General features: G+C 56.2%; 25 protein-coding genes. 14 read left to right on the top strand and 11 right to left on the bottom strand.

All coding sequences use genetic code 11. The features are described 5' to 3' along the window. Positions 1 to 55 precede the first annotated feature (55 nt). Complete coding sequence (locus AC6I8N_RS22300; RefSeq protein ID WP_497830805.1) at positions 56 to 619, top strand: ANTAR domain-containing response regulator; 564 nt, start codon at positions 56 to 58, stop codon at positions 617 to 619. On the opposite strand, the gene AC6I8N_RS22295 is transcribed toward AC6I8N_RS22300, so the two are convergent. The 3 genes from AC6I8N_RS22295 to AC6I8N_RS22285 form a co-directional block, all read right to left on the bottom strand. Then, positions 620 to 1,555, bottom strand: a complete 936-nt coding sequence (locus AC6I8N_RS22295) for a helix-turn-helix domain-containing protein (RefSeq protein WP_497830804.1) — start codon at positions 1,553 to 1,555, stop codon at positions 620 to 622. It lies immediately after the preceding gene. Positions 1,556 to 1,659: 104 nt separating this feature from the next. Further along, positions 1,660 to 3,054, bottom strand: a complete 1,395-nt coding sequence (locus AC6I8N_RS22290; protein ID WP_497830803.1) for an amidase — start codon at positions 3,052 to 3,054, stop codon at positions 1,660 to 1,662. A gap of 106 nt (positions 3,055 to 3,160) precedes the next feature. Continuing rightward, positions 3,161 to 3,562 (bottom strand): tautomerase family protein, encoded by a 402-nt coding sequence (locus AC6I8N_RS22285; RefSeq protein WP_415174318.1) that lies wholly within the window; start codon positions 3,560 to 3,562, stop codon positions 3,161 to 3,163. Positions 3,563 to 3,666: 104 nt separating this feature from the next. Here AC6I8N_RS22285 and AC6I8N_RS22280 point away from each other — a divergent pair, with 104 nt between their 5' ends. From AC6I8N_RS22280 to AC6I8N_RS22250, 7 genes are all read left to right on the top strand, one after another. Beyond that, positions 3,667 to 4,539, top strand: coding sequence for a LysR family transcriptional regulator (locus tag AC6I8N_RS22280; protein ID WP_497830802.1), 873 nt, complete (start codon positions 3,667 to 3,669; stop codon positions 4,537 to 4,539). A gap of 262 nt (positions 4,540 to 4,801) precedes the next feature. Continuing rightward, positions 4,802 to 6,010, top strand: coding sequence for an SfnB family sulfur acquisition oxidoreductase (locus tag AC6I8N_RS22275; protein WP_497830801.1), 1,209 nt, complete (start codon positions 4,802 to 4,804; stop codon positions 6,008 to 6,010). Between the two features lie 9 nt (positions 6,011 to 6,019). Beyond that, positions 6,020 to 7,210, top strand: a complete 1,191-nt coding sequence (locus tag AC6I8N_RS22270; protein WP_497830800.1) for an SfnB family sulfur acquisition oxidoreductase — start codon at positions 6,020 to 6,022, stop codon at positions 7,208 to 7,210. Next, on the top strand, positions 7,207 to 8,568 hold the full coding sequence (locus AC6I8N_RS22265; RefSeq protein ID WP_497830799.1) for an LLM class flavin-dependent oxidoreductase: 1,362 nt from the start codon (positions 7,207 to 7,209) through the stop codon (positions 8,566 to 8,568). Before AC6I8N_RS22270 ends, AC6I8N_RS22265 begins: the two co-directional genes overlap by 4 nt. 23 nt (positions 8,569 to 8,591) lie before the next feature. After that, positions 8,592 to 9,389: a MetQ/NlpA family ABC transporter substrate-binding protein gene (locus tag AC6I8N_RS22260; protein WP_208726408.1), complete on the top strand. Its 798-nt coding sequence runs from the start codon at positions 8,592 to 8,594 to the stop codon at positions 9,387 to 9,389. Between the two features lie 2 nt (positions 9,390 to 9,391). Next, positions 9,392 to 10,492, top strand: a complete 1,101-nt coding sequence (locus AC6I8N_RS22255; RefSeq protein WP_497830798.1) for a methionine ABC transporter ATP-binding protein — start codon at positions 9,392 to 9,394, stop codon at positions 10,490 to 10,492. After that, positions 10,476 to 11,126 carry a methionine ABC transporter permease gene (locus tag AC6I8N_RS22250; RefSeq protein ID WP_497830797.1) on the top strand — a complete coding sequence of 217 codons (651 nt, stop codon included), beginning with the start codon at positions 10,476 to 10,478 and terminating at the stop codon, positions 11,124 to 11,126. Before AC6I8N_RS22255 ends, AC6I8N_RS22250 begins: the two co-directional genes overlap by 17 nt. Here the strand turns inward: AC6I8N_RS22250 and AC6I8N_RS22245 are convergent. Next, positions 11,123 to 12,025, bottom strand: a complete 903-nt coding sequence (locus tag AC6I8N_RS22245) for a LysR family transcriptional regulator (protein WP_497830796.1) — start codon at positions 12,023 to 12,025, stop codon at positions 11,123 to 11,125. The genes AC6I8N_RS22250 and AC6I8N_RS22245 overlap by 4 nt on opposite strands. Positions 12,026 to 12,125: 100 nt before the next feature. Between AC6I8N_RS22245 and AC6I8N_RS22240 the strand changes: the two genes are divergently transcribed. Further along, positions 12,126 to 13,190, top strand: a complete 1,065-nt coding sequence (locus AC6I8N_RS22240) for an SDR family oxidoreductase (RefSeq protein WP_497830795.1) — start codon at positions 12,126 to 12,128, stop codon at positions 13,188 to 13,190. Positions 13,191 to 13,471: 281 nt separating this feature from the next. Then, positions 13,472 to 13,627 (top strand): Hok/Gef family protein, encoded by a 156-nt coding sequence (locus tag AC6I8N_RS22235; protein WP_013511466.1) that lies wholly within the window; start codon positions 13,472 to 13,474, stop codon positions 13,625 to 13,627. A gap of 76 nt (positions 13,628 to 13,703) precedes the next feature. On the opposite strand, the gene AC6I8N_RS22230 is transcribed toward AC6I8N_RS22235, so the two are convergent. From AC6I8N_RS22230 to AC6I8N_RS22215, 4 genes are read right to left on the bottom strand one after another with little or no spacing between them, the layout of a single operon-like run. Beyond that, positions 13,704 to 14,333, bottom strand: coding sequence for an NrsF family protein (locus tag AC6I8N_RS22230; RefSeq protein WP_415174309.1), 630 nt, complete (start codon positions 14,331 to 14,333; stop codon positions 13,704 to 13,706). Further along, positions 14,326 to 14,877, bottom strand: a complete 552-nt coding sequence (locus tag AC6I8N_RS22225; RefSeq protein WP_497830794.1) for a sigma-70 family RNA polymerase sigma factor — start codon at positions 14,875 to 14,877, stop codon at positions 14,326 to 14,328. The genes AC6I8N_RS22230 and AC6I8N_RS22225 overlap by 8 nt, the downstream gene beginning before the upstream one ends. A gap of 16 nt (positions 14,878 to 14,893) precedes the next feature. Then, positions 14,894 to 16,126, bottom strand: coding sequence for a protein-disulfide reductase DsbD family protein (locus tag AC6I8N_RS22220; RefSeq protein ID WP_497830793.1), 1,233 nt, complete (start codon positions 16,124 to 16,126; stop codon positions 14,894 to 14,896). 15 nt (positions 16,127 to 16,141) lie between these two features. Next, positions 16,142 to 16,711, bottom strand: coding sequence for a peroxiredoxin (locus AC6I8N_RS22215; protein ID WP_497830792.1), 570 nt, complete (start codon positions 16,709 to 16,711; stop codon positions 16,142 to 16,144). Positions 16,712 to 16,892: 181 nt separating this feature from the next. Here AC6I8N_RS22215 and AC6I8N_RS22210 point away from each other — a divergent pair, with 181 nt between their 5' ends. Beyond that, positions 16,893 to 17,258: a hypothetical protein gene (locus AC6I8N_RS22210; RefSeq protein ID WP_497830791.1), complete on the top strand. Its 366-nt coding sequence runs from the start codon at positions 16,893 to 16,895 to the stop codon at positions 17,256 to 17,258. A 42-nt stretch (positions 17,259 to 17,300) separates the two neighbouring features. Here AC6I8N_RS22210 and AC6I8N_RS22205 read toward each other — a convergent pair whose 3' ends face one another. Both AC6I8N_RS22205 and hipB read right to left on the bottom strand, forming a co-directional pair. Next, positions 17,301 to 18,596: a type II toxin-antitoxin system HipA family toxin gene (locus AC6I8N_RS22205; RefSeq protein WP_497831168.1), complete on the bottom strand. Its 1,296-nt coding sequence runs from the start codon at positions 18,594 to 18,596 to the stop codon at positions 17,301 to 17,303. A gap of 11 nt (positions 18,597 to 18,607) precedes the next feature. Continuing rightward, positions 18,608 to 18,862 (bottom strand): type II toxin-antitoxin system antitoxin HipB, encoded by a 255-nt coding sequence (gene hipB / locus AC6I8N_RS22200; protein WP_208726431.1) that lies wholly within the window; start codon positions 18,860 to 18,862, stop codon positions 18,608 to 18,610. A 259-nt stretch (positions 18,863 to 19,121) separates the two neighbouring features. Here hipB and accB point away from each other — a divergent pair, with 259 nt between their 5' ends. From accB to AC6I8N_RS22185, 3 genes are read left to right on the top strand one after another with little or no spacing between them, the layout of a single operon-like run. Beyond that, positions 19,122 to 19,577 (top strand): acetyl-CoA carboxylase biotin carboxyl carrier protein, encoded by a 456-nt coding sequence (gene accB / locus AC6I8N_RS22195; RefSeq protein WP_208726434.1) that lies wholly within the window; start codon positions 19,122 to 19,124, stop codon positions 19,575 to 19,577. Positions 19,578 to 19,588: 11 nt separating this feature from the next. Further along, positions 19,589 to 20,938 carry an acetyl-CoA carboxylase biotin carboxylase subunit gene (accC, locus tag AC6I8N_RS22190; protein WP_497830790.1) on the top strand — a complete coding sequence of 450 codons (1,350 nt, stop codon included), beginning with the start codon at positions 19,589 to 19,591 and terminating at the stop codon, positions 20,936 to 20,938. A gap of 14 nt (positions 20,939 to 20,952) precedes the next feature. After that, positions 20,953 to 22,224 (top strand): Glu/Leu/Phe/Val family dehydrogenase, encoded by a 1,272-nt coding sequence (locus AC6I8N_RS22185; protein WP_208725736.1) that lies wholly within the window; start codon positions 20,953 to 20,955, stop codon positions 22,222 to 22,224. Between the two features lie 109 nt (positions 22,225 to 22,333). Here AC6I8N_RS22185 and AC6I8N_RS22180 read toward each other — a convergent pair whose 3' ends face one another. Beyond that, positions 22,334 to 23,416, bottom strand: coding sequence for a porin (locus AC6I8N_RS22180; protein ID WP_302474918.1), 1,083 nt, complete (start codon positions 23,414 to 23,416; stop codon positions 22,334 to 22,336). Positions 23,417 to 23,527 lie beyond the last annotated feature (111 nt).

The raw sequence follows: 23,527 nt of genomic DNA, 5'->3' as shown, positions 1-23,527 counted from the left end.
CGCTTCCACACTTGCTTAGTGTAAAGCTTCACACTCCATTAACCCAGGGTGAAGCATGACTGAGCAATCCTTACTGGCTACACTGGCGGGCGTCCGGCTGCATCTCTTCCATCCCGATGCGCAGAGCGTGCGCGCCTTCTGTGCGTCGTTGACGCAGCTCGGCTGTCAGGCGCAGCACAGCTGGCCATTACCGACACAGGCTCCCACTGACGTCCATCTGGTCATTGTGGCGGTTGAACCTCACTATCAGCAGACCTTGCTACCGTTATTACGCGCCTGGCGTCAGGCCAATATTCCGGTGATCGCGCTGGCCGATTGTCAAAATGCGCGCCTGTTTCCCCTGTTAATTGAACTGCAACCGACTGCCATCGCCGAACGCACCTTGAATCCCTTTGCATTGATTGTGCAGGTTATCGGCACCCTCCAGGCGACACGCCAGCACGCCCGGCGACGGGTTAAAGTTAAAAGCGAGCGTCTGGCGCAGGCCAAAGGCATGCTGATGCGCGAATATGGACTGGATGAATCCGGGGCGTACCGCTTTATGCGCAGTGAAGCGATGAACACCCGCAGCAGCATGGAATATACCGCTGAACGGGTGATCAACAGCCTGCAAAAATAATCAGTTTTGCGGCTGGCGGATCAGGCTGCTGGGGGTGTAACCAAAGGCCTTGCGGAACGCGAGGCTGAAGTGCGACATATCGCTAAACCCGTGATCCATCGCTACCTGGGTGATATTGCTCGCTTTACCTTCGGCCAGCACTTTGTGGCTTGCCAGCAGGCGCTCCTGCCAGACAAAATTCATCGGCGTGGTGCCATGAGCGGCAAACACCCGGCTGACGGTACGCGGGGAGACATGATGTGCGTTGGCAATTTGCGCCACTGACAATTCATGCTGATGCAGGTTTTGCCGCAGATAACTCACCACACGCGAAAACAGGTCTGGCTTCAGCGCGGCATCGCTTTTCTGCAAATTCAGGCTGACCGAAATGATATTCAGCAGCGTGTTGGCAAACTGCTCCGTCAGAAACGCATTTTCGCGTTCGGCATTAAAGGTAAACGCCTCGGTCAGCATGTGTTTCAGCGAAGTCATACCCGGACGGCTAAGGTCCAGCGCTTTTCCTGCCAGCCGGGCGATAGCCGGTGCCTCTTTCTCAATCATCTGACGCGGCAGATGGACGATATTGATGGCGACATTCTCCATGGCAAAATCAAACGGAGTGGCGGCATCATAAATCACCACATCACCGGCATGGACGCGTGAATGGTTGTCATTCTGGCTTAAGGTGCCGGAACCGGCGCAAATATAGCCCAGATAGAAATCATGATTGGGATGGCGGCGAATGCACTCAGCCGTGCGTTGCCACACCAGCGCGGTACGCGAGATATGATTGGCGATATCCACATGCCCCAGCATCGAATAGCCGAAACTACCAGAGAACTCCCCGGCGTGGGTTTGGCGTGCCTCGGCTTTGATCAAACGCGAGCAGACCGCGTCACGCCAGGCGTCAAAGCGATGACGATTTTCCAGGTTATCGGTGGTGAAATTTTCTTTCATGACAACGTCCCCTAAACATGGCGAAAAGGGCGGAAGTGGAAAAAATAAAGCAATTATTGGGCCATGAAAGCGACAAAAGGCCGCCGCAGCGGCCAGTGAGGAGGTTACAGCGTCGGGTGTTGTTTATGCCAGTCGGTAACGTGCTGGTAGGCCCAGGCACCCTGAATCATGGTGGCTTCGGCAAAGTGCGCCGCCACCAGCTGGAAGCCAATCGGCGCACCAGCAGCGGTCATGCCACAGGGCAGAGTGATAGTGGGATGGCCGCTGGCATCGAATGCACTGGTATAGCGCAGCACGCCGTTAAACAGTGCCTGATCAGTACCAAAACAGGTCATGGTGTCCCAGGTTAAACCGGCAAAAGCGGTGGCCGGGGCCAGCAGCAAATCGACTTTGCTGAACAGGGCGGAGATGTCACCACGCAGCGCCGCCCGACTGAGCAGCAGGCGTTGATACTCCAGCGCCGTGACGCGATGGCCGAGATCGAGTAAACCCGCCAGCCCCGGACCGTATTGATCTTTTTGAGCCGGGTAGGTTGCTTCGTGCGCCAGCGCGGTTTCGACGGCACACAACGCGCTCCACTCCTCGGCGGCTTTTTCGGTGTCCGGCATGGTGATATCCACAAAGGTGGCACCCAACTCGCTCAGGGTCGCAATCGTAGCTTGCAATGCGGCGCGAGTCTCATCATCCACTTTGTCTAACGCCCAGCTTTTATCGAGTCCGATGCGCAGGTGGCTGACGCCGCGCGTCATCAGCGCCAGATAGTCCGGCACTGGCTCGCTGCTGGAGGTGGGATCTTTCTCGTCGCGCCCGGCAATGGCCTGCAACATGGCGGCAGCATCGGCGGCAGAACGTGCCATCGGGCCAATATGATCGAGCGAAGCTGCCAGTTCACAGGCACCGTGCCGGGTGACGCGGCTCCAGGTGGGTTTGATGCCCGTCAAACCGTTAGCGTTAGACGGAAAACGGATCGAGCCGCCGGTATCGGTACCGATGGCCCCGAAACACAGGCCCGCCGCCGTGGCGACGCCGGAGCCGCTGGAGGAGACGCCGGTCCACAGCGCGCTGCCCCACGGGTTGGTCGGGCGGGTAATCTCTGGGTGGTGATCGGCGAAGGCGCTTTCGGTTTGCGCCAGTTTGCCGAGAATGACCGCCCCTGCCGCGCGGAAGCGCTCCACCACCGTCGAATCCTCCGCCGGATAATGATCCTTATGAATGATCATGCCGTGAGTGGTGGGGGCGTCTTTGGTCCAGATCAGGTCTTTCAGCGCAATCGGCACCCCATGCAGCGGGCCACGAAGGATCCCACTGGCGATCTCCTGGTCGGCTTGGGCCGCCTGTTGCAGCGCGCTGTCGCGCATCACATAAAAATAGCTATGCAGTTGCTTATCCAGCGTATCAATTCGCGCCAGCAGGGCGTTGGTGACCTCTACCGAGGTGATGTCACGCGACTGAATCAGGCGGCCAATTTCCAGCAAACTTTTGTAATGCAGGTTGTTCATCGTGCGCTTACCTCACAGAGAAAGTGTTAAAGAACAACCTAAAGCAGACGTGATGGACGGGCTTTGTTAAGCCGGACAATCGTTGTGTCGGGAGTGACAAGGCAAATCAAGCCACCCCGGCCTGCTGGTGTCGCCACTCCTGAGTCCGTCCACCGTAGCCATAGGCGGCCGCGCGGGCGTCGATCAGGTGGATATAGCTGACCTCATGCAGATCCGGACGTAGCACCGCCAGTGCCTGATACAGCTCACGCACAAAACGCGCTTTCTCTGCCTTGGTGTTAGTTTCATCGGTGATGCTGATATCCAGATGAAAAGCGCTGCGTGCCAGGGTTTTCAGCGTTTCACCACCGATAAACCACTGGTCATCTGCAATAAACTGTACGGTGGTGGCCATTACCGGGCGATCTTTTCCCAGAACGGTTGCGGTCAGATCCTGAATGACCTGGACGGCTTGATGCATCAGCGGGGCGTTGTGCTCGCCTGATAACTGTAAAACGATATGCGGCATGTTTTCTTCCTCGTCATGTGAACTGAGAGGGAGTATTCCGCTTTCCTTTTCACCATAAAAGCAGGAAGATTGGTTATCATCCATTAATAAAACCGTTGGATAAGATGAACACCTTCGATATGGAACAGTTGCGCAGCTTTGTGGCTGCGGTAGACGCCGGTAGTCTGACAGCCGCTGCACCGCAGCGTTGTCTGTCACAATCAGCACTGAGCGAGCAGTTGCGTAAACTGGAGCAACGGGCCAATCAAACTTTGCTGGTGCGCAGTAAAAGCGGCGTGACGCCAACCGCAGCCGGAGAGAAACTGTTGCATCATGCCCGCCATCTGCTGGCGCTGGCAGATTTGGCGTGGCGCGATTTGCAGGGAGTAACACTCAGCGGGGAGATTCGTCTGGGGATCACCGATTATTGCCGACCAGATGCTATCGTCGCGCTACTGGCACGTTATGCGCGTGACTATCCTCAACTTCGCTTGCGCACCACGATGGGCAAAAGTGCCGAAATCGATGCTGCATGGCAGCGTGGCGAGCTCGATCTGGCGGTGGTGATGCGGGTGCCTGGCTTTAGCCGGGCAGGGGATGCCAGACAGGAAAAGCGACTTTTTCGTGAACCGCTGCTATGGGTGGGTGCCGCAGGATTGTCGTTGGCGCAGCCGCTGCCGCTGGTGTTGCTGCCGGAAGGGTGCATGCTGCACCGTGCAGCCTGTCAGGTGTTAAGTCGCGAGCATCAGGCCTGGTTTATCCGTCACATCTCCTCGGGCGTGCGTGGATTACAGGATGCGGTGGCGGCGGGGCTGGGTGTCGCGTGTCTGAATCGTTCGGCAATGCCGCGCGAAGGCGTAGTGGTGCTGCAACAACCTGTGTTACCGAGCCTGCCTGAAGCGGAATTTGTGCTGCTGAGTCGACCCGCAGAACACCGTGAGCAGGGGCAAATCTGCGTTGCCTTTGGTGAGATTTTGCAACAAACGCTGGCTTACTGATTAATCTGCCTCGAGGAGTAAAAATAATGATTGCGCGATTTCCCCTGGTCCTTATTAATAAAATAACATTGGATTGCGATATTTCTTCTTAGGAAAATGAGCACGCTGAAATACCTGCTTTCAGCGTGCTTTCTTTATCCGTATCTATTTATCTGAATAACAAAAAACCTTGTGCAGATATAGCATAACCTCACTATTTACTTGCTTCAGACCGCCTGATTATTATCCCTGCCAATCTGTTATTTCTGTTGTGAAATAAACCATGACGCAAACCTTAAGCAAAGATAACCCTGCTGCGGCGGTGTTAACCCATGATGCTGACGCGATCAATGCTGCCCGCCATCTGGCGGAGCAGGCCAAAGTCGGGGCAGTCGAGCGCGATCAGCAACGTATTTATCCGCGTGAACTCCTTAATCAATTTACGCAACTGGGCCTGGGCAGTATTAGCGTGCCGCGCCAGTTTGGTGGGGGAGGATTGTCATTCCAGACGGTGGCTGAAGTTTTTCGCCTTATTTCCGCCAGCGATCCTTCGCTGGGACAAATTCCGCAAAATCATTTTGGTTTGATTCAGTTCATCCTTGGCGAAGGAACGTCGCACCAGCAGCAGCAATTATTGCGCGCGGTGGTCAACGGGCAACGCCTGGGTAACGGTGGCCCGGAGAAAAATACCCGGCATACCCGTGATGTGCAGGCGCAACTGGTGACAACGTCACAGGGGCTGCGCCTCACCGGCGAAAAATTCTACTCAACCGGTGCGTTGTTCGCCGACATTCTGGTGACCACGGCGTTTCAGGATCAACAACAGCCGGTGATGGCGTTTATCCCACTGCCGGCGGCGGGGGTGGAGATTGTTGATGACTGGTCCGGTATCGGTCAGCGCACCACCGCCAGCGGCACCGTACGTTTGCAGCAGGTGGCAGTGGATGCGCAATGGGTCATCCCGCTGCCCGCGTCAGACAAACCCACGTTGCGCGGTGCGGTGTCGCAGTTGATTCAGGCCGCAATTGATGCCGGTATCGCCCAGGGGGCGCTGGATGATGCGCTGGAGTTTGTGCGCAGTAGCTCGCGTCCGTGGGTGGATGCGGGCGTCAGCCGTAATGCGGATGACCCCTACATTCTGGCCGATATTGGTCGTATCAGCACCGAACTGACGGCGGCCAATGCGCTGCTGGCCCACGCGGCGCGCGTGCTGGACGCTATCGATCAACCGTCACTGAACGCGGAAAACGGTGCACGGGCGTCGATTGCGGTGGCGGAAGCCAAGGTGCTGACCACGGAGGTGGCGCTGCGTGCCAGCGAGAAGCTGCTCGAATGGGGCGGCAGTCGCGCCACCTTGCTGCGGCATGGTCTGGATCGTCACTGGCGTAATGCGCGCACCCATACCCTGCACGATCCGGTGCGCTGGAAAACCCATGCCATCGGCAATTACTACCTCAATGATGCGCTGCCCGCGCGCCATGCCTGGATTTAAGGAGCGAACATGACGCAGGTTCAGCCTAAACTGCCCGCCACGCGGATTAACGATGCGCAGCAGGCGCTGGCGGTGGCACAGCAGCTGGCGGAGCAATTCCGACGTGATGCTGCGCTGCGCGATCGCGAACGTCAACTGCCGCATCATGAGCTGGCACAGTTTTTCGCCTCGGGTCTGGGGGCGATTACTGTGCCACGGGCATTCGGTGGGATAGCCATCCCCTCGGCACAGTTGGCGGCGATTGTGGCCATCCTCAGTGAAGCGGATGCTGCTATCGGTCAGGTGCCACAAAACCATTTCTACGCGCTGGAAGTATTACGGGTTAACGGCAGCCCGGCGCAGCAGCAGCGGCTGTATGACGAAGTGCTGGCTGGGGTACATCTGGGCAATGCGTTGGCAGAGTTCAACTCGCCATCGGCGCACCAGCGCAGCACCCGTGTGACAGCGGGACGCCTTACCGGTAGCAAGTTTTACGCTACCGGCGCGTTGTTTGCTGACCGCATCCCCACCGCCGCGCGCGGTGATGACGACAAAGAGCAGCTGGTCTTTGTCCCGCGCCATCAGGCGGGTGTCAGCGTGATAGATGACTGGAGCGGCTTTGGTCAGCGCACCACCGGCAGCGGCAGCGTGCAGTTTGTCGATGTCATCGTTAGCGATGAAGATGTGGTGCCATTTCAGACCGCGTTTGAACGGCCCACTGCCGTTGGTCCTTTTGCACAGATTCTGCATGCGGCAATCGATCAGGGTATCGCCCGTGCGGCCTTCAATGACATGCTCGATTTTCTGCGTAACCGCGCCCGTCCGTGGCCGGACAGCGGGGTTGAGCGCGCCAGCGACGATCCCTTGACGCTGGATCGTATCGGTCGTCTGGCCGCACGGTTATCCGCCGGAGATACCCTGCTGGCGCTGGCGGGTGATGCGGTGGATCGGGCCCAGCAACACGCCACGGCAGAAAACGTGGCGGCGGCCTCAGTCACCGTGGCGCAAGCGCGTGCCTGGACCACCGAAGTCTCGCTGGAGGCGGGCAACCTGTTGTTTGAGTTGGGTGGATCGCGCGCCAGCCTGCGCGAACATAACTTCGACCGCCACTGGCGCAATGCACGCACCCATACCTTGCACGATCCGGTGCGCTGGAAATACCCGGCGATTGGTAACTACCTGTTGAACGGCGTGTTACCGCCGCGCCGGGGGACGCTATGAGTCAGCAGCATATCCTGCTTAACGCCTTCAATATGAATTGCGTCGGTCATATCCATCACGGCATGTGGACGCATCCGCAGGACAAATCGGTGGATTTCAACTCACTGGCCTACTGGACCGAGCTGGCACAACTGCTGGAGCGCGGCCTGTTCGATGGCCTGTTTATCGCCGATATTCTGGGCGTGTATGACGTCTATCAGCAGGGCATCAACCTGACAGCCAGTGAGTCGATTCAGCTTCCGGTCAACGATCCGCTGATGCTGGTTTCGGCGATGGCGGGCGTCACGCAGCATCTGGGCTTCGGCGTCACCGCGAATCTGAGCTACGAAGCGCCGTATCCCTTTGCGCGTCGTCTGTCCACTCTCGACCATCTGACTGAGGGACGTATCGGCTGGAATATCGTGACCGGCTACCTCGACAGCGCGGCGCGTGCCGTGGGGCAGCGCGAACTGCTGGCACACGATCGTCGTTACGATCAGGCTGATGAGTTTCTGGATGTCAGCTATCAATTGTGGGAGGGCAGTTGGCAGGATGACGCGCTGGTGGTGGACCGCCAGCGGCGCTTATATGCCGATGCGCAGAAAATTCATCACATCAATCATCAGGGCGAATTTTACCAGGTGCAGGGTTATCACCTCAGCAGCCCGTCACCGCAACGCACGCCACTGCTGTTTCAGGCGGGTAGCTCGCCACGCGGTATCCAATTTGCGGCGCGTCATGCCGAATGCAGCTTTGTCAACGCCAGCTCTCCGGCACTGATGCGCCAGCAGACCCAGCGTCTGCGCCAGGCCGCAGTCGATGCCGGGCGGCGCGCCGACGATTTGCGCATCTTTATGGGTGTCAGCGTGATTGTTGCTCCCAGCGAACGCGAGGCGCAGGAGAAGCATCGCAGCTACCTCGAATACGCCAGCCCGGAAGCGGGCATCGCTCATTTCTCCAGCTCAATTGGGCTGGATTTGGCGGCTTTCGGCCTCGATGAACCCATTACCAGCGGTGACACGCGGGCGATTGAATCGGTAAGCAAAGCCTATAGCGGTTGGACGCGGCGGCGCTTGTTGGAACAGCACGCGATGGGTAGTCGCTACCCCCTGATTGTGGGGAACCCGTCGCAGGTGGCGGATCAACTGATCCACTGGATCGATGAGGGCGATATTGATGGATTTAACCTGACGCGCATTCTCAACCCGCAAAGTTACCGTGACTTTATCGATTTGGTCGTGCCGGAACTGCAACAACGTGGACGCTTTAAGACCGCCTACCAGCCCGGCTCACTGCGTAAAAAGATTTTTCAGCAACAGGATCGTCTGCCTGACCGCCATCCGGCGGCGCAGTGGCGACCTGCCGCCAACCGTCGTTAATCCATTTATCTCAGGGAATTATCATGAAAATTTCATTAAAACTGGCAGCCGCGTTGCTGGCCGTAAGCGCACTGGCGCATGCCGCCAATTACAGCGGGCCGCTGAAAGTCGGCACCACCGCCGCCTTTGCGCCACCGCTCGAAACTGCCGTGGCAGAGGCGAAAAAACAGGGACTGGAGGTCCAACTGGTGGAGTTTACCGACTGGACCGCGCCTAATGTCAGCGTGGAAAATGGTGACATCGACGTTAACCTGTTCCAGCACAAACCTTTCCTTGAGAACGCCAATAAAGAGGGCGGTTTCCACCTGGTGCCTTATGCGCCAGCCATTATTAATAACATCGGCCTGTACTCGAAAAAACATACCTCGCTGGACCAGATTCCCCAGGGCGGTACGGTGGCGATTGCCAATGACCCAATTAACGGCGCGCGTGGTCTGCTGCTGTTGCAGAAGGCCGGGTTGATCACCCTGAAGCCTGGCGTGGGGCTGAAAGCCACCGTCGATGATATTGCCAGCAACCCGAAAGATTTGAAGATTATTGAGGTGGAAGCGGTACAACTGTCGCGTTCACTGGACGAGGTCGATTTGGCGCAGGGCTACCCGCATTATCTGCGTCTGGCAAAAACCATTGATCCGGAAAAAGCGCTGCTGTTTGACGGGCTGGAACACCCGGAATATGTGATCCAGTTTGTGATTCGTGACGGTCATCAGGACGACCCGCGTCTGGCGAAGTTTGTGGATATCTATCAGCATTCGCCAGTGGTGCGCGCCAAACTGGATAGCTTTTACGGCAAGCTGTATCAGCCGGGCTGGAGCCAGTAATCATGGTGAGCCTGACGTTACCCGGTGAGCAGGACGCTGTGCTGGATCCTGCGCACGAAGGATCGGGTAAGGCGCATGTACAGATACTGGGTCTGAGCAAACGCTATGCCGGACAGACGCAGGACGCGTTAAAAAACATCAACTTGCAGGTTAAACGCGGCGAGATTTTCGGCATTATCGGACGTAGCGGTGCCGGTAAATCGACCTTGATCCGCTGCCTCAATCGGCTTGAAGCACCGAGTGCCGGGCAGGTGGTGATAGATGGCATCGACATCGGTACTTTGCGTGACCGGGAGCTGGTGCAGTGGCGACGCCGCACCGGCATGATTTTTCAGCACTTCAATCTGCTGTCGGCGAAGACGGTGCGGGAAAACATTGAGCTGCCAATGAAAGTCGCCGGGGTGCCTGCCGCCGAGCGTCAGCGCAAAGTCGATGAACTGCTGGCGCTGGTGGGGCTGGAGCAGCGTCAGCACGCCTGGCCTGCTCAGCTCTCTGGCGGCCAAAAGCAACGGGTCGGTATCGCACGCGCGCTGGTACATGACCCGGAATTGTTGTTGTGTGATGAGGCTACATCGGCACTCGACCCGGAAACCACCCGCGCCATCCTCGCGCTGCTGAAGAAGATCAATCAGCAGCGCCATATCACCATTGTGTTGATCACCCATGAGATGGATGTCGTGCATGACTTATGTCATCAGGTGGCGGTGATTGATCAAGGCGAAATCATCGAACGTGGCCCGGTGTGGCGTGTGTATAGCGACCCGCAACAGGAGACGACCCGACAGCTCCTTAACCCACAACATCAGGCATTACCGGAATATCTTGTGCCGTTGCTGACGTCGCAACGCCAGAATACGCAGTCGCGTCTGCTGGTTCGGTTGCGCTACACCGGTCAGGGGGCTTCGCCGGATCTTGGTGCACTCAGCCGTCGGCTCGCAGGTGAGGTTACGTTGCTGTTCAGCGCGATTGAATGGGTGGAAAACAAAGCGACCGGCCAGCTGTTGTTGTTGCTGGATACCAGCCATGACCGTGCGGCGACACAGCAGGCATTAAACGGCATCGCCGACCAACTGGAGATTGCAGGATATGTCACTGGGCTTTGAACGTTTGTGGACCGGATTGTTGGACACGCTGTTGATGGTAGGCGTGTCGTCGCTGTTTGCGCTGGCGCTGGGATTGCCGATGGCGGTGATCCTTGTGGTGACCGGACGTGGCGATCTGTTCCCCAATCCCTTATTGAACCGGTTGTTGGGCTGGGTGGTGAATCTGTTTCGCTCCATCCCGTTTCTGATCCTGATGGTGGCGCTGATCCCTTTTACCCGCTGGGTCGTTGGCACCACCTACGGCGTATGGGCGGCAACGGTGCCACTGACCCTGGCGGCCACGCCGTTTTTCGCGCGTATTGCCGAGGTGAGTTTACGCGAAGTGGACAAAGGATTGACCGAAGCAGCGCAGGCGATGGGGTTCCACCGCTGGCATATCGTCTGGCATGTGCTGCTGCCGGAAGCGCGGCCAGGCATCGTCAGCGGTTTTACCATCACGTTAGTCACAATGATCAACGCCTCTGCTATGGCCGGAGCGATTGGCGCGGGTGGACTGGGTGACCTGGCATATCGCTACGGTTATCAGCGCTTTGATATGCAGGTGATGCTGACGGTGATTGTGGTGCTGGTGGCACTGGTCACGCTGTTGCAATTGTTTGGCGACCGTTTATCGCGTCGTCTCAATCATCGTTAACGAATCGTCAGTTGGCTGAGTGTCTCAAGCAGCGCATCCACTTTCGGCAGCAGTTGCTTGCGGCGCGGCCATACCAGCGTCAGCATTAGGCCATCAGGTTGATGGGCGGGCAGGATAATCTCCAGTTCGCCGCGCGCCAGCGGTTCGCGTATTAGCCAGGAGGGCATCTGCGCAACGCCCAGTCCGGCGCGCACCGCCTGCACCTGTGCATCCACATCTCCCATCGCCATACGGTGCGGTACGCTGCGCCATTGCACATGACCATCCTCGGCTTGCAGCAACCAGGGTTTGGTACTGCCATCGATGCGCTCGTATAAAATCGCCGGATGTTGCAACAGGGCGTGGCTGTTGGTGGGACGACCGGCGCGCGCCAGATAATCCGGTGCAGCGCAGAACACCATGCGTTCGCGCCCCATCTGACGGCAGGCGAGTGAGACCGGAATATTCGGCGTATCGCCAATACGCACCGCCACATCAATCCCTTCATCGAACAGATCCACCATCCGATCGGAAAAACGCAGGCTCAGTTTCAGTTCAGGATGTTGCTGGCAAAACGGCACCAGCAGAGGCATCACTGCCAGACGACCATAAGTGTTGGGCACCGCCAGCCGTAATTTGCCAGACGGTATGCTGCGCTGAGCCGCCAGCACTGCCTCGGCCTCTGCCAGTTCTTCCATAATGCGGAGACAGGTCTGGTAGTAAGCATTACCGGCATCGGTCAGCTTCAGACTGCGCGTGGTACGTTCCAGCAGTCGGGAGCCGAGGCGTGTTTCCAGCCGGGTGACGCTTTTGCTCACCGCCGAGCCGGTGATATGCAGGCGTTCTGCCGCCGCTGAAAAGCTGCCGCATTCGACGCTGGCAACAAAGGGGACGATATCTTTCAGACGTTGATCGTGCATCTATTCATGAACTCAGGTTGTGAATGATGTGAATTAATGCCAGAGATGAGAATTCAATTCTTCATTACGCTAATGATTACGCAAACTAAGGAGAAATGAAATGCAGAAGCAGGCGTTAATTGTTGGTATCAGCGGCGTGATTGGTCGTGCGCTGGCCGAGAAACTGTTACGTGAAGGTTGGCAGGTGACCGGGTTGTCGCGTGGGCGTGGCGCCGTGCCAGAAGGATGCCACAGCCTGACCGCGGATCTGACCGATGCCGTAGCAGTACGTCAGGCATTGGCTGGAGTGAAGCCGGATGCGGTGTTCTTCAGCATCTGGGCGCGGCAGGCAAATGAGAAAGAGAACATTCGCGTTAACGGTGCGATGGTGCGCAACGTCATTGAGGCGCTGGGCGAGCGGTTGCACGGTGTACATGTGGCGCTGGTGACCGGGTTGAAACACTATCTCGGGCCGTTCGAAGCCTATGGCAAAGGGGCGGTGCCGGTTACGCCGTTCCGCGAGGAGCAGGGGCGTCAGCCGGTCGATAATTTCTATTACGCGCAGGAGGATGAGATCTTTGCCGGTGCGGAGAAATACGGTTACCGCTGGAGCGTGCACCGTCCTCATACCATTATCGGTTATGCCCTCGGCAACGCGATGAACATGGGCCAGACGCTGGCGGTGTATGCCACGTTGTGTCGCGAAAAGGGCTGGCCGTTTATTTTTCCCGGCTCACCGGAACAGTGGCACGGCGTATCGGATGTCACCGATGCCGGTTTGCTAGCTGAGCAACTGGTATGGGCGGCGACCGCACCGACGGCAGCCAATCAGGACTTCAACGCGGTGAACGGCGACGTTTTCCGCTGGAACTGGCTGTGGCCGCGTCTGGCGGCGTATTTTGGTATTGAAGCCGCCGACTATCCACCACAGATGATGCCGTTGGAAGGACGTATGCAGGCAGCAACTGACGCATGGCGCGAGATTGCGCAGCGTGACGGATTGCGCGAGGCGGATATCGATAAGTTGGTTTCATGGTGGCATACCGATGCCGATTTAGGCCGTCCGATGGAAGCTTTTACCGATATGAGCAAGAGTCGCAAAGCCGGGTTTATTGGCTATCAAAGTACGCTGGATGCGTTTGTTCAGTTGTTCGAAAAGCTCAAAGCGGAGCGGGTAATTCCATAACGTTACATAAGAGGTTGTCACGGATCGCATAACTGGAAAAAAAAGCACGAGTTAGCGCAGCGGCATGGACAAAAATTTGGGATAAGTCAGGCGGTTGGATTAGAATCGCAGCGGGTGCTTGAGGCTTTCTGCCTTAAGCATTTGCCAACGGCAGAAAGAGAAAAGCCCCAGTTAACATAGGACGTCTTGCCGGACGTTTTACATTAAACTGAGGCCACTTCTAATGCCACACGCATTTAGAGTAGCCTCTTACGGACCTTCGGGTCAAGGAGAAGTAGGCTATGAAGCAGCATATGGCGCGGATTGTCGCCCTGATCGTTATCTGTACCGCCGTTGTAATGGCGGTGCTGGTTTTGAGGAAAGACCTTTGTGAGGTCCGCATCCGAACTGGCGATACGGAGGTTGCTGTTTTCACAGCTTGTGAATCTGTCAAGTAAGAGAGCCGGCGGGGAGCGATCCCCGCCAACTCTTTAGGTTGTTACGGCTGGCCTCAATGCACCCGCTCCTCAACATTTACCTTATCGCCACCCAACGTTTCCCCACCAGTACCGTCAGGACCACAATGCTGGCAATCGCTGCCAGATGCATAAAAAAATCCACCTTATGCAGGTGCACCGGATGGCAAAACGCCAGCAGCGTTACCGCCATGCAGGCGACACCGAATCCGGCCATTGCCAGGCTGCGTACCGGATTTAGCGCCCGGGTGCGGCGCAGGCTGGCAATCATCATCACCATCATCGGCGTGCTGACCACCAGCAGAAAGGTATAACAGTTGGTGCCGTCCCCGACATGCAGCGGCGGCTCGACGCGGGGAATATTCAGGATACTGAGTGCCAGCCACAGCAAACCCAGCGGCAGTAAGGCCTTCCAGCTGATGCTACGGCGTCCGGCAATGCTCATATTAAAGGCGCTACTGATCGCAAGCCAACCGAGCAGGAACGCCAGCGCCAGTTGCACCATTGCCCAGTGCGCACCGGGTTGTGACCAGTCCGTCAGGCTACGTTGTACCAGCAGGCTGGCGAGTACGCCGCACGGCAATGCAATCGCCAGCCAGACCAGCACGCGCCACCGGGTGGGTAACGGGCGCTTCACCGGCTGTGCGGCCTGGCTGAGTTTTTCTATCAACAGGTTGTGGTCAGTCATGATGTGCTCCAAAGCGGCGTAAATTGGTCAGCGCGCGATGCAGTAACGATTTCACTGCTGCGACGCTCAGGTTGTTATGCGCAGCCGCTTCCATCAGGCTCATTTCGCGTAAATGAACATGTTCGACAATCTCCCGCTGGCGTGAAGGCAGCTGGCGCAAATAGCCGGCCAGCTCCTCCTGTGAATCCTGACGCGGTGGCGTCGTAGGGGCAGGCACGTCAGCCAGATGATCGTCGGCCACCTCCCAGCGTTGATGCCGCCCACGACGGCGCAACGCATCCACGGCGCGTGCCGAAATAATCGCCATCAGCCAGGGTAAGAACGGATACGCGGGATCGTAGGTATGACGCACCCGATGCACCGTTAGCAGCACATCCTGAATGACGTCCTCGGTCAGCGCGTCGTCAGCGAGCTGTTTTCGTACCTGCGATCGAATCACCGGCACCAGCGCTTTCAGCAGTCGGGTATATGCAGACTGGTCGCCCGCCTGCGCCCGTTCCATCAGTGCAGGCCAGTTGTCGCGCTCGGTATCGCTTGTATCCATATTCCGCCTTGTTGGGTCAGGCTTTTTTGTTCGCCGCCTGAGTCAGCGCATCAACCACAATGCCGGGGGTAAGCACCTGCGGCAGTACTTTTGGCGGCCCGCCATTGGCCGGATATACCAGATACATCGGCAGACCGCCCTGGCCGAACTCACCCAGTGCGTCATCGACATCGGGGTTAAATTTGGTGGAATCAGCCACCATGTAGACGGTGCCGGTTTTTGCCAGCGCCTCTTTCACGGCCTGGGTTGATAGCGAGGTTTTCTCGTTAACCTGACAGGTTATACACCAGGATGCGGTGAAATCGACAAAAATGACTTTACCGTGCCCGCGCTGCTCGGCGAGGGTTTGCGGCGTCCATTTTTCTTTGGTCAGGGTGGCGGCAACCTGATCGCCTGGCAATGCGGCTCCTGGCTTGATCATCCCCGGCAGAGGGGCCAGTACCGCCATCACCAGCACGGCGGTGATGGCAAACAGCACCTTATGGCCTTTGCCGGCAAAACGGCGTTTCTGCGCCATGCCGTATAACCATCCGGCAAAACTCAACACCACCGAACCGGCCAGCAAGGTTGCCAACGCGCCACTGCCTGCCTGCTGTGCCAGGATCCATACCAGCCAGGCATAAGCGCCAAACATCGGAAAGGCGAGGCCGCGTTTCAGAATATCCATCCAGGCGCCAGGGCGCGGCAGGAATTTTGCCAGCGCCGGAAACAACGACACCAGGGTAAAAGGGGCTGCAAACCCGAGCGCCAACGCAAAGAAGATCACCAGCGCTACAGCCGGGGGCTGGACCAGTGCATAACCGATGGCACTCGCCATAAACGGCGCAGCACAAGGGGTGGCGACGATGATCGCCAGTGCACCGGTCAGGGCTGAACGCACAAAGGCACCGCGTCCGATATCGATCGCGCCTACCTGCTGTACCGACAGACCCACTTCAAACACGCCCAACAGATTGAGGGCTGCCGCGAGAATCACCAAAGCCAGCAGAGCGATCACCAGAGGGGATTGCAGCTGGAAACCCCAGCCCACAGCCGCACCACCGGCGCGCGCTGCCAGTAAGATACCTGCCAGCGCCATCATGGTCACCACCACACCGAGCAAAAACGCCAGTCCTTCACGGCGGGCGCTGGCGCTGTTATCGGCATGGCGTAGCAGACCCAATGCTTTCAGCGAAACCACCGGGAAAACGCAGGGCATAAAGTTAAGAATAATGCCGCCAATAAAGGCGGCCAGCATGGCGGTTAACATCGCTGGCCTCGTCGATTAGTTAGTCGCGGTTTGCGGGTGGGCGTCGCTGTACTGCTTCACGGCTGCAAGGGCTTTCTCGATATGTGTATCGGGGTTTCTGTCAGTATAACTCAGCAAAATGTCGCCATTTGGTGCGATCACGTAGGAGGTTCTGTCAGACAGCGTCTTGCCCTTCATCTGCATGGTGGTCTGATATTCCGCCGCCACTTTGGCTCCCGGATCGGCCGCTACCGTGAATTTATCGCGACACTCCAGTTTCGAGAAGTCGCTGACCTGGTCGGTATTTCCGGCGGTGACACCGATCACCGTCGCCCCCATTTTTTTGAAGCTATCGGTAGCTTCAGCAAAATCATGGGCTTCGAGGGTACAACCTTTACTGAACGCGGCCGGGAAGAAGTAAAGTACCACCGGACCTTTCTGCAACGCCTGTTGCAGTGAGAAGGTCAGCGGTTTGCCTGCCAGCGCGCCTTGCAGTTCAAAGTTGGGGGCTTTGGCTCCGACCGGCAGCGCGGCCAGCGCCGAGCTGGAGAGGCCTAACGCGGCAGCTATAGTCAGGGTACAAACGAGATGTTTCATGCGTTTCATTATCTGCTCCTGCGGGGTTGAGGGTATTCCGGTTGTGTGACGCTGTTAATTCAATTCGCTGGAGCTGTCAGGAAAGTTTCGGTGTGAATAAATTTTTTTTGCGGGTGTGTCAATCTGCGGAAAAAAGTGCCGATAACAGGGCTGTGATTTTTTATGCGGGTAGAAAAGGGAGAAAATTTCAATGCGTGTTACACATAAAATCAGCCTGGTGGCGCTGATGTTGTTTTCATCATCAACCTTTGCGGCACCCATAGACGGGGTGGCTAGTGAGCCATTTAAAATCGACAACGAAGTTATCTGTCTGAAGGAAATTCAGCAGCAGATGACGCCGTATCTTAAATCCTTCGAAGAAGAGAAGGGCGTTAAATATAAATTTATCGTCAAATCCGGGCTGAGTTATCAAGAGATGGCGGGTTTACGTCTGGAAGTTAAACGTATTGATGGCGGATTGAACGATCACATCGCCGATATGGATTATTACTGGGTGCAGGAGCGTGGCAGTATGTGCCAGCCCGCTTATCTTATTCTCGACAGAACAGAGAAATAACTATCCACGGCGATGACTGGCGCGTGGTTGTTGGCAGAACGTTTATTGCTGCAATCGCGCCAGCATGCGCAGGCTATTGGAAAACAATGCGTCGGCGATACGTGGTGGAAAATCAGCCGGTAAAATACGCTCTACCTGGTGGATCGCGGTGGGTAATTGCGCAATAAAGAAATCAATAATGTCCACCATCCGGTTTGGGTCGAAATTCACCGCTTTGGCGGTTGCGATAAAGTGACGCGGGAATATTTTATCGATCTCCATTTTTTTGCCTTTCGTCGCTTTCAGTCCCATCGCCAGTTTCAGGTCACGGATATTTAATCCCGTACCGCCCAGCACAGGATAAGCAGAGATGACATCATAGAAAGGCGTCAACCGATAGCTACCGCCTCTTTCAATAAATACCGAGAAGTTTTTCGCATGTCCGTCTGTGGCGCCAATCAGCCATTGGAAGACCTGGAATTTCATAAATGCATCACGATCTTCCAGTGCCTGGCTCGACCCCATCAGGAACGCCATGATATCGGCAATGCCTGGACCACCATCAGATTCATACTTCAGAGCAGAAGGCAGCCCAAAGGTTTGGCACATGTCCTCCTGGGGTAAACGCAGGAGTTGTGTTTTGTGGGCATTCCAACGGCGATCAAAACGCTCCACCGCCAGGGCACGGATATTACCGGCATGAATAATGGTGGCCGCAGGCACATTGAAACCGAGCGCACGGGCAAGGGCCAGACAGGCATATTCATTCTCAACACTTTCGCGCATATCCAACGTGGCGAAGGGTTGTTTAATCTCGCCAATTGGTAATTTAATGATATGTGAGGTGGGGGTGGAGCCGTGCGGGATACTCCAGCCTTCGGCAGTTTTCAACAATGCCGTTTTTTCCTGGGCACCCGCCACCGAAATGCGAAAATCTTCTTCATCCCGGATCATACCGAGCGGTATATCCGTCTGGTATGCCGATAAAACGCGGATCAGTTTCTCTTCATTGAGCGTTTCATACTGTAAACCCTGGTTCGAAGGGAAACTGTCTGCGGGGAGTAACATCACGGCACCCACGCTGTCTTTGCCAACTTCACGCAACAGGTCAAAAGGTTGACGTGATTTTGCCCTGTAACGGGCAACAATCCGGTCGCGAATCAAGGGACTATCTGGCAGCAGGTTATCAAAATAGTTGATAACGCTCTCTGAAGTGATAACAGGCAATTGCAGCGGCAGGGACAACGAAAGTGGGCGTGCAAGCCGGTTATCCAGCCAACTCTCGGCATACTGGAAGGTATGCGCACCATTGCTTTGTCGGGTGAACACGCCAACACGTTCACCATTCATCCATGCCATCAACGCCTGTTTCACCAGTCATTCTCCTGATCGTAAATCGCTGGTGTTTCGTTTGCCTCAAGCTTCTCGTAGATATCCAGCTTCAGTTCGAGGGATTGCAGGATCTTAAATAGCGTCGCCAGGGTTGTCAGGTCGGGATTATTTTCAAAATGGGAGATGGTGGCTTGTTTCAACCCCACTTTTTTGGCGAGTTGCGTCTGCGTCCACTGATTTTTCTGCCGTATCAACCGGACGTGGTTAGCAAGTTGTTTTGGACTATAAATCATCGTGAATCCTTACCGTATTCAGGATCGGGCTGGGCAGATAACGGATTATCCCTTGGTCAGGATATCATCCAAACTATCCCTCCTGGAGGATAAAGTCAAGATTATCCCCTTTAGAGGATAATGATACATTTATCCCCTGAAAGGGATAAGCGCAGTGAGCACCTTTTACTTATAACCCCAACTAAACTCCCTATGTCCTGTGCAGCGGGGCGCTCTGCTATAACAACACCCGTTATGATAATGAGCACGGACCCCGTTTATGGATATTCGTAAAATCAAAAAACTGATCGAGCTGGTGGAAGAGTCCGGCATTGCTGAGCTGGAAATCGCGGAGGGTGAAGAGTCGGTTCGCATCAGCCGTTCACCTGCCAATATCAGCTACCCGGTGCAGCAGCAGGCCTATGCTGCGCCTGTGATGCAACCCGCCGCCGCTGTCCCCGTTACCGCTCCGGTAGCGGAAGTCGCTAAACCTGACATCAGCGGTCATATCGTACGCTCACCGATGGTCGGCACCTTCTATCGTACCCCAAGCCCGGACGCGAAAGCCTTTATCGAAGTCGGCCAGAAAGTTAACGTCGGCGACACCCTGTGCATCGTTGAAGCGATGAAAATGATGAACCAGATCGAAGCCGATAAATCCGGCGTGGTGAAAGCGATTCTGGTGGAAAGTGGCCAGCCGGTTGAATTTGACGAGCCGCTGGTTGTCATCGAATAACGAGGCGAACCATGCTGGATAAAATTGTCATTGCTAACCGCGGTGAGATCGCGCTGCGCATTCTGCGTGCCTGTAAAGAGCTGGGCATCAAGACTGTGGCGGTTCACTCCACGGCAGACCGCGACCTGAAGCACGTACTGCTGGCTGACGAAACCGTCTGCATCGGTCCGGCGCAGTCGGTCAAAAGTTACCTCAATATTCCGGCCCTGATCTCCGCCGCCGAAATCACCGGCGCAGTTGCGATCCATCCGGGGTATGGCTTCCTGTCTGAGAACGCCGATTTTGCCGAGCAGGTCGAACGCTCCGGCTTTATCTTTATCGGTCCGAAAGCCGACACCATCCGCCTGATGGGTGACAAGGTATCGGCGATCACCGCGATGAAAAAAGCGGGTGTACCGACCGTTCCGGGTTCTGACGGCCCACTGACGGAAGACATGGAGAAAAACCGTGCCTTCGCCAAACGCATCGGCTACCCGGTGATCATCAAAGCCTCCGGTGGTGGCGGTGGTCGTGGTATGCGCGTGGTGCGCAGCGACAAGGATCTTGAGCAGTCCATCAACATGACGAAAGCGGAAGCCAAAGCGGCTTTCAACAACGACATGGTGTACATGGAGAAATATCTCGAGAATCCGCGTCATATCGAAATCCAGGTGATGGCCGACGGTCAGGGCAACGCCATCTATCTGGCGGAGCGCGACTGCTCGATGCAGCGTCGTCACCAGAAAGTGGTGGAAGAAGCGCCGGCACCGGGTATCACCCCGGAACTGCGTAGCTTTATCGGCGACCGCTGTGCCAAAGCCTGTGTCGATATCGGCTACCGTGGCGCGGGCACCTTTGAGTTCCTGTTCGAAAACGGCGAGTTCTACTTTATCGAGATGAACACCCGTATTCAGGTAGAACACCCGGTCACTGAGATGATCACCGGTGTTGACCTGATCAAAGAACAGCTGCGCATTGCTGCCGGTCAGCCGCTGTCCATCCGTCAGGAAGATGTGGTGATCCGCGGTCATGCGGTGGAATGCCGTATCAACGCCGAAGACCCGAACACCTTCCTGCCGAGTCCGGGCAAGATCACGCGCTTCCACGCGCCGGGTGGCTTCGGAGTGCGCTGGGAATCGCATATCTATGCCGGTTATAGCGTGCCGCCGTACTACGACTCCATGATCGGCAAGCTGATCACCTACGGTGAAAACCGTGACGTGGCGATTGCGCGCATGAAGAATGCGCTGGCGGAGCTGATCATCGACGGTATCAAGACCAACGTCGAACTGCAGATGAAAATCATGTCCGACGAAAACTTCCAGCAGGGTGGGACCAATATCCACTATCTGGAGAAAAAACTGGGACTTAGCAACCTGTAAACCGGAGGTCAGTTTTGTCAGCACTTTCCTATGTGACGGGCGACCGTCACTCTGCCTGGTCAACCTATCTGACTCAGGTCGAACGCGTATTGCCGTTGTTGGGCGATCTCAGCCGCTGGGCCGATACGCTAACCCACCCTAAACGCGCGCTGATCGTTGATATTCCGCTGGAAATGGACGATGGCACGGTACGTCATTTTGAAGGGTATCGCGTACAGCACAACCTGTCGCGCGGGCCGGGTAAGGGGGGCGTGCGCTTCCATCCTGACGTCACCCTGGAAGAAGTGATGGCGTTGTCAGCATGGATGACCATCAAATGTGCCGCGCTAAACCTGCCGTTTGGCGGCGCGAAAGGGGGGATACGTGTCGACCCTGCGCAGCTTTCACGGAAGGAGCTGGAACGTCTGACGCGCCGCTATACCAGCGAGATTGGCAACATGATCGGGCCGCAGCAGGATATCCCGGCACCGGACGTGGGTACCAACGCGCAGGTAATGGCGTGGATGATGGACACCTGGTCGATGAATGTCGGTGCGACCACGACAGGCGTGGTAACCGGCAAACCGGTGCATCTGGGTGGTTCGCTGGGACGCGTGAAAGCCACCGGACGCGGGGTGTTTGTTACCGGTTGTCGTGCGGCGGCGATGTTGGGGCTGGATGTTGCACACAGCCGCGTGGCGGTGCAGGGCTTTGGCAATGTGGGTAGCGTCAGTGCGGAGCTGTTTCACGCGGCAGGGGCGAAAGTGGTTGCGGTGCAGGATCACAGCGCGACGCTCTGGCTGGCAAGCGGGTTGGATATCCCCGCATTACAGGCATGGCAGCAGAACCACGGCAGTATCAAAGGTTTTCCACAGGCAGACCATATTGCTGACGAAAGCTTCTGGACGCAGGATTTCGATATCCTGGTGCCTGCCGCGCTGGAAGGGCAAATTACCGCCGAACGCGCCAGCGGGTTAAGCTGTCGCCTGGTGATTGAAGGGGCGAATGGCCCGACGCTGCCGGAAGCGGATGATGTATTGCAGCAGCGTGGGATTGCGGTCGTCCCGGACGTGATTGCCAATGCTGGTGGCGTGACCGTGAGCTACTTCGAATGGGTGCAGGACTTCTCCAGCTTCTTCTGGAGTGAAGAGGAGATTAATCAGCGGCTCGACGGCATTATGCAGGGCGCGATTGATACCGTCTGGCAAAAAGCGGGGGCGTTGCAGGTCACGCTACGCACTGCGGCATATGCGTTAGCCTGTGAGCGTATTCTGCTGGCGAGGAAAGATCGCGGGTTATATCCGTAAAATTCCTGGCTGATATTGCGCGATAAATCGCACCGCTACTGTAGGAGGAGTTGTAGCGGCGCGATTTATCGCGCTTTTTAAGCAGCGTACAGTGCACGCTATCTTCACATCAGAACTGATACACCAGCCCCAGCGCTAACTGGTCGTCATTCGGCAGACCAAGCTTGTTATTGTCGTCGAGCAGGTTGATTTTCCATGCGACAAACGTCTTCATATTTTTGTTGAAGTAATAAGTCAATCCGGGTTCGAGGAACTTCAGCAGATACTCATCGCCAACACCTTCAATATCTTTCGCTTTGGTCTGTACCCAGGCGATGGACGGGCGAATACCGTTGATAAATTGATACTGCAAGGTGGCTTCAAAACTTTCGGTCTTGTTCGCGAAACCGCTTTCGCCAGTCAGGCTGTTGCTGATGGCATAGGCGTTACGTGTCTGGCCGTAAAAAGTGCCGAAATACCACTGATTGTTGTCATATTTCGCGCCAACTGCCCAGCTCTCGCCGTGCGCACCATGACCATAAACACCGTCAGCATTTTGCGCATTGGTGCGATCAAGATTGGCATAACCACCGACAACGCTGATGCCTGAGTCCAGCGCATAACCCAGAGACGTGGCCCAACCATCGCCGTTGGAGGTACTGATGGCATCACGCTCGTTTTTGCCCTGATATTGCAGACCGAAGCTCAGACCATCCACCAGACCGAAAAAGTCACGGTTACGGTAAGTCGCCACGCCAGTAGAGCGGCCTCGCAGGAAACCATCCGCGCTGCCGGTTGCACCACCAAACTCTGGCAGGACGTCGGTATAGGCAATGGCGTCATACACCAGACCATAGTTGCGGCCATAATCAAAGCTGCCGTACTGCCCCACTTTTAAACCAGCAAAGCCCAGACGGCTTTTGTTGCCCTTCTGCGCATCGCTGCCACCTTCGCTGTTATTCAACTGAATTTGTTGTTCCCACTGACCATAACCGGTAATCAGGTCGTTAACCTGGGTTTGGCCTTTGAAACCAAAACGCATATAGGATTGATCGCCATCGAGGCTATCGTTGTTGGAAATATAATTTTCAGCCTGTACCTTGCCGTACAGATCGAGTTTATTACCATCCTTGTTATAAATTTCTGCCGCATGGCCCACACCAGAGATTAACAGGGCGCTGGCGATACAGGATTTAATCGAAAGCTTCATCATTTATTCCTCGTTTTTGCATTTGTCATCTTGTTGGGATAACTCATCTCACTAACTTAATAATTAGTAATGAAATTAAGTTCGAAAAAGCGCCGCTGGCAGGCAGCCAGCGGT

Source organism: Pantoea sp. X-Soil-TKNS-1279 (assembly GCF_059730565.1).
This window is presented reverse-complemented; position numbering and strand designations above follow the sequence as displayed.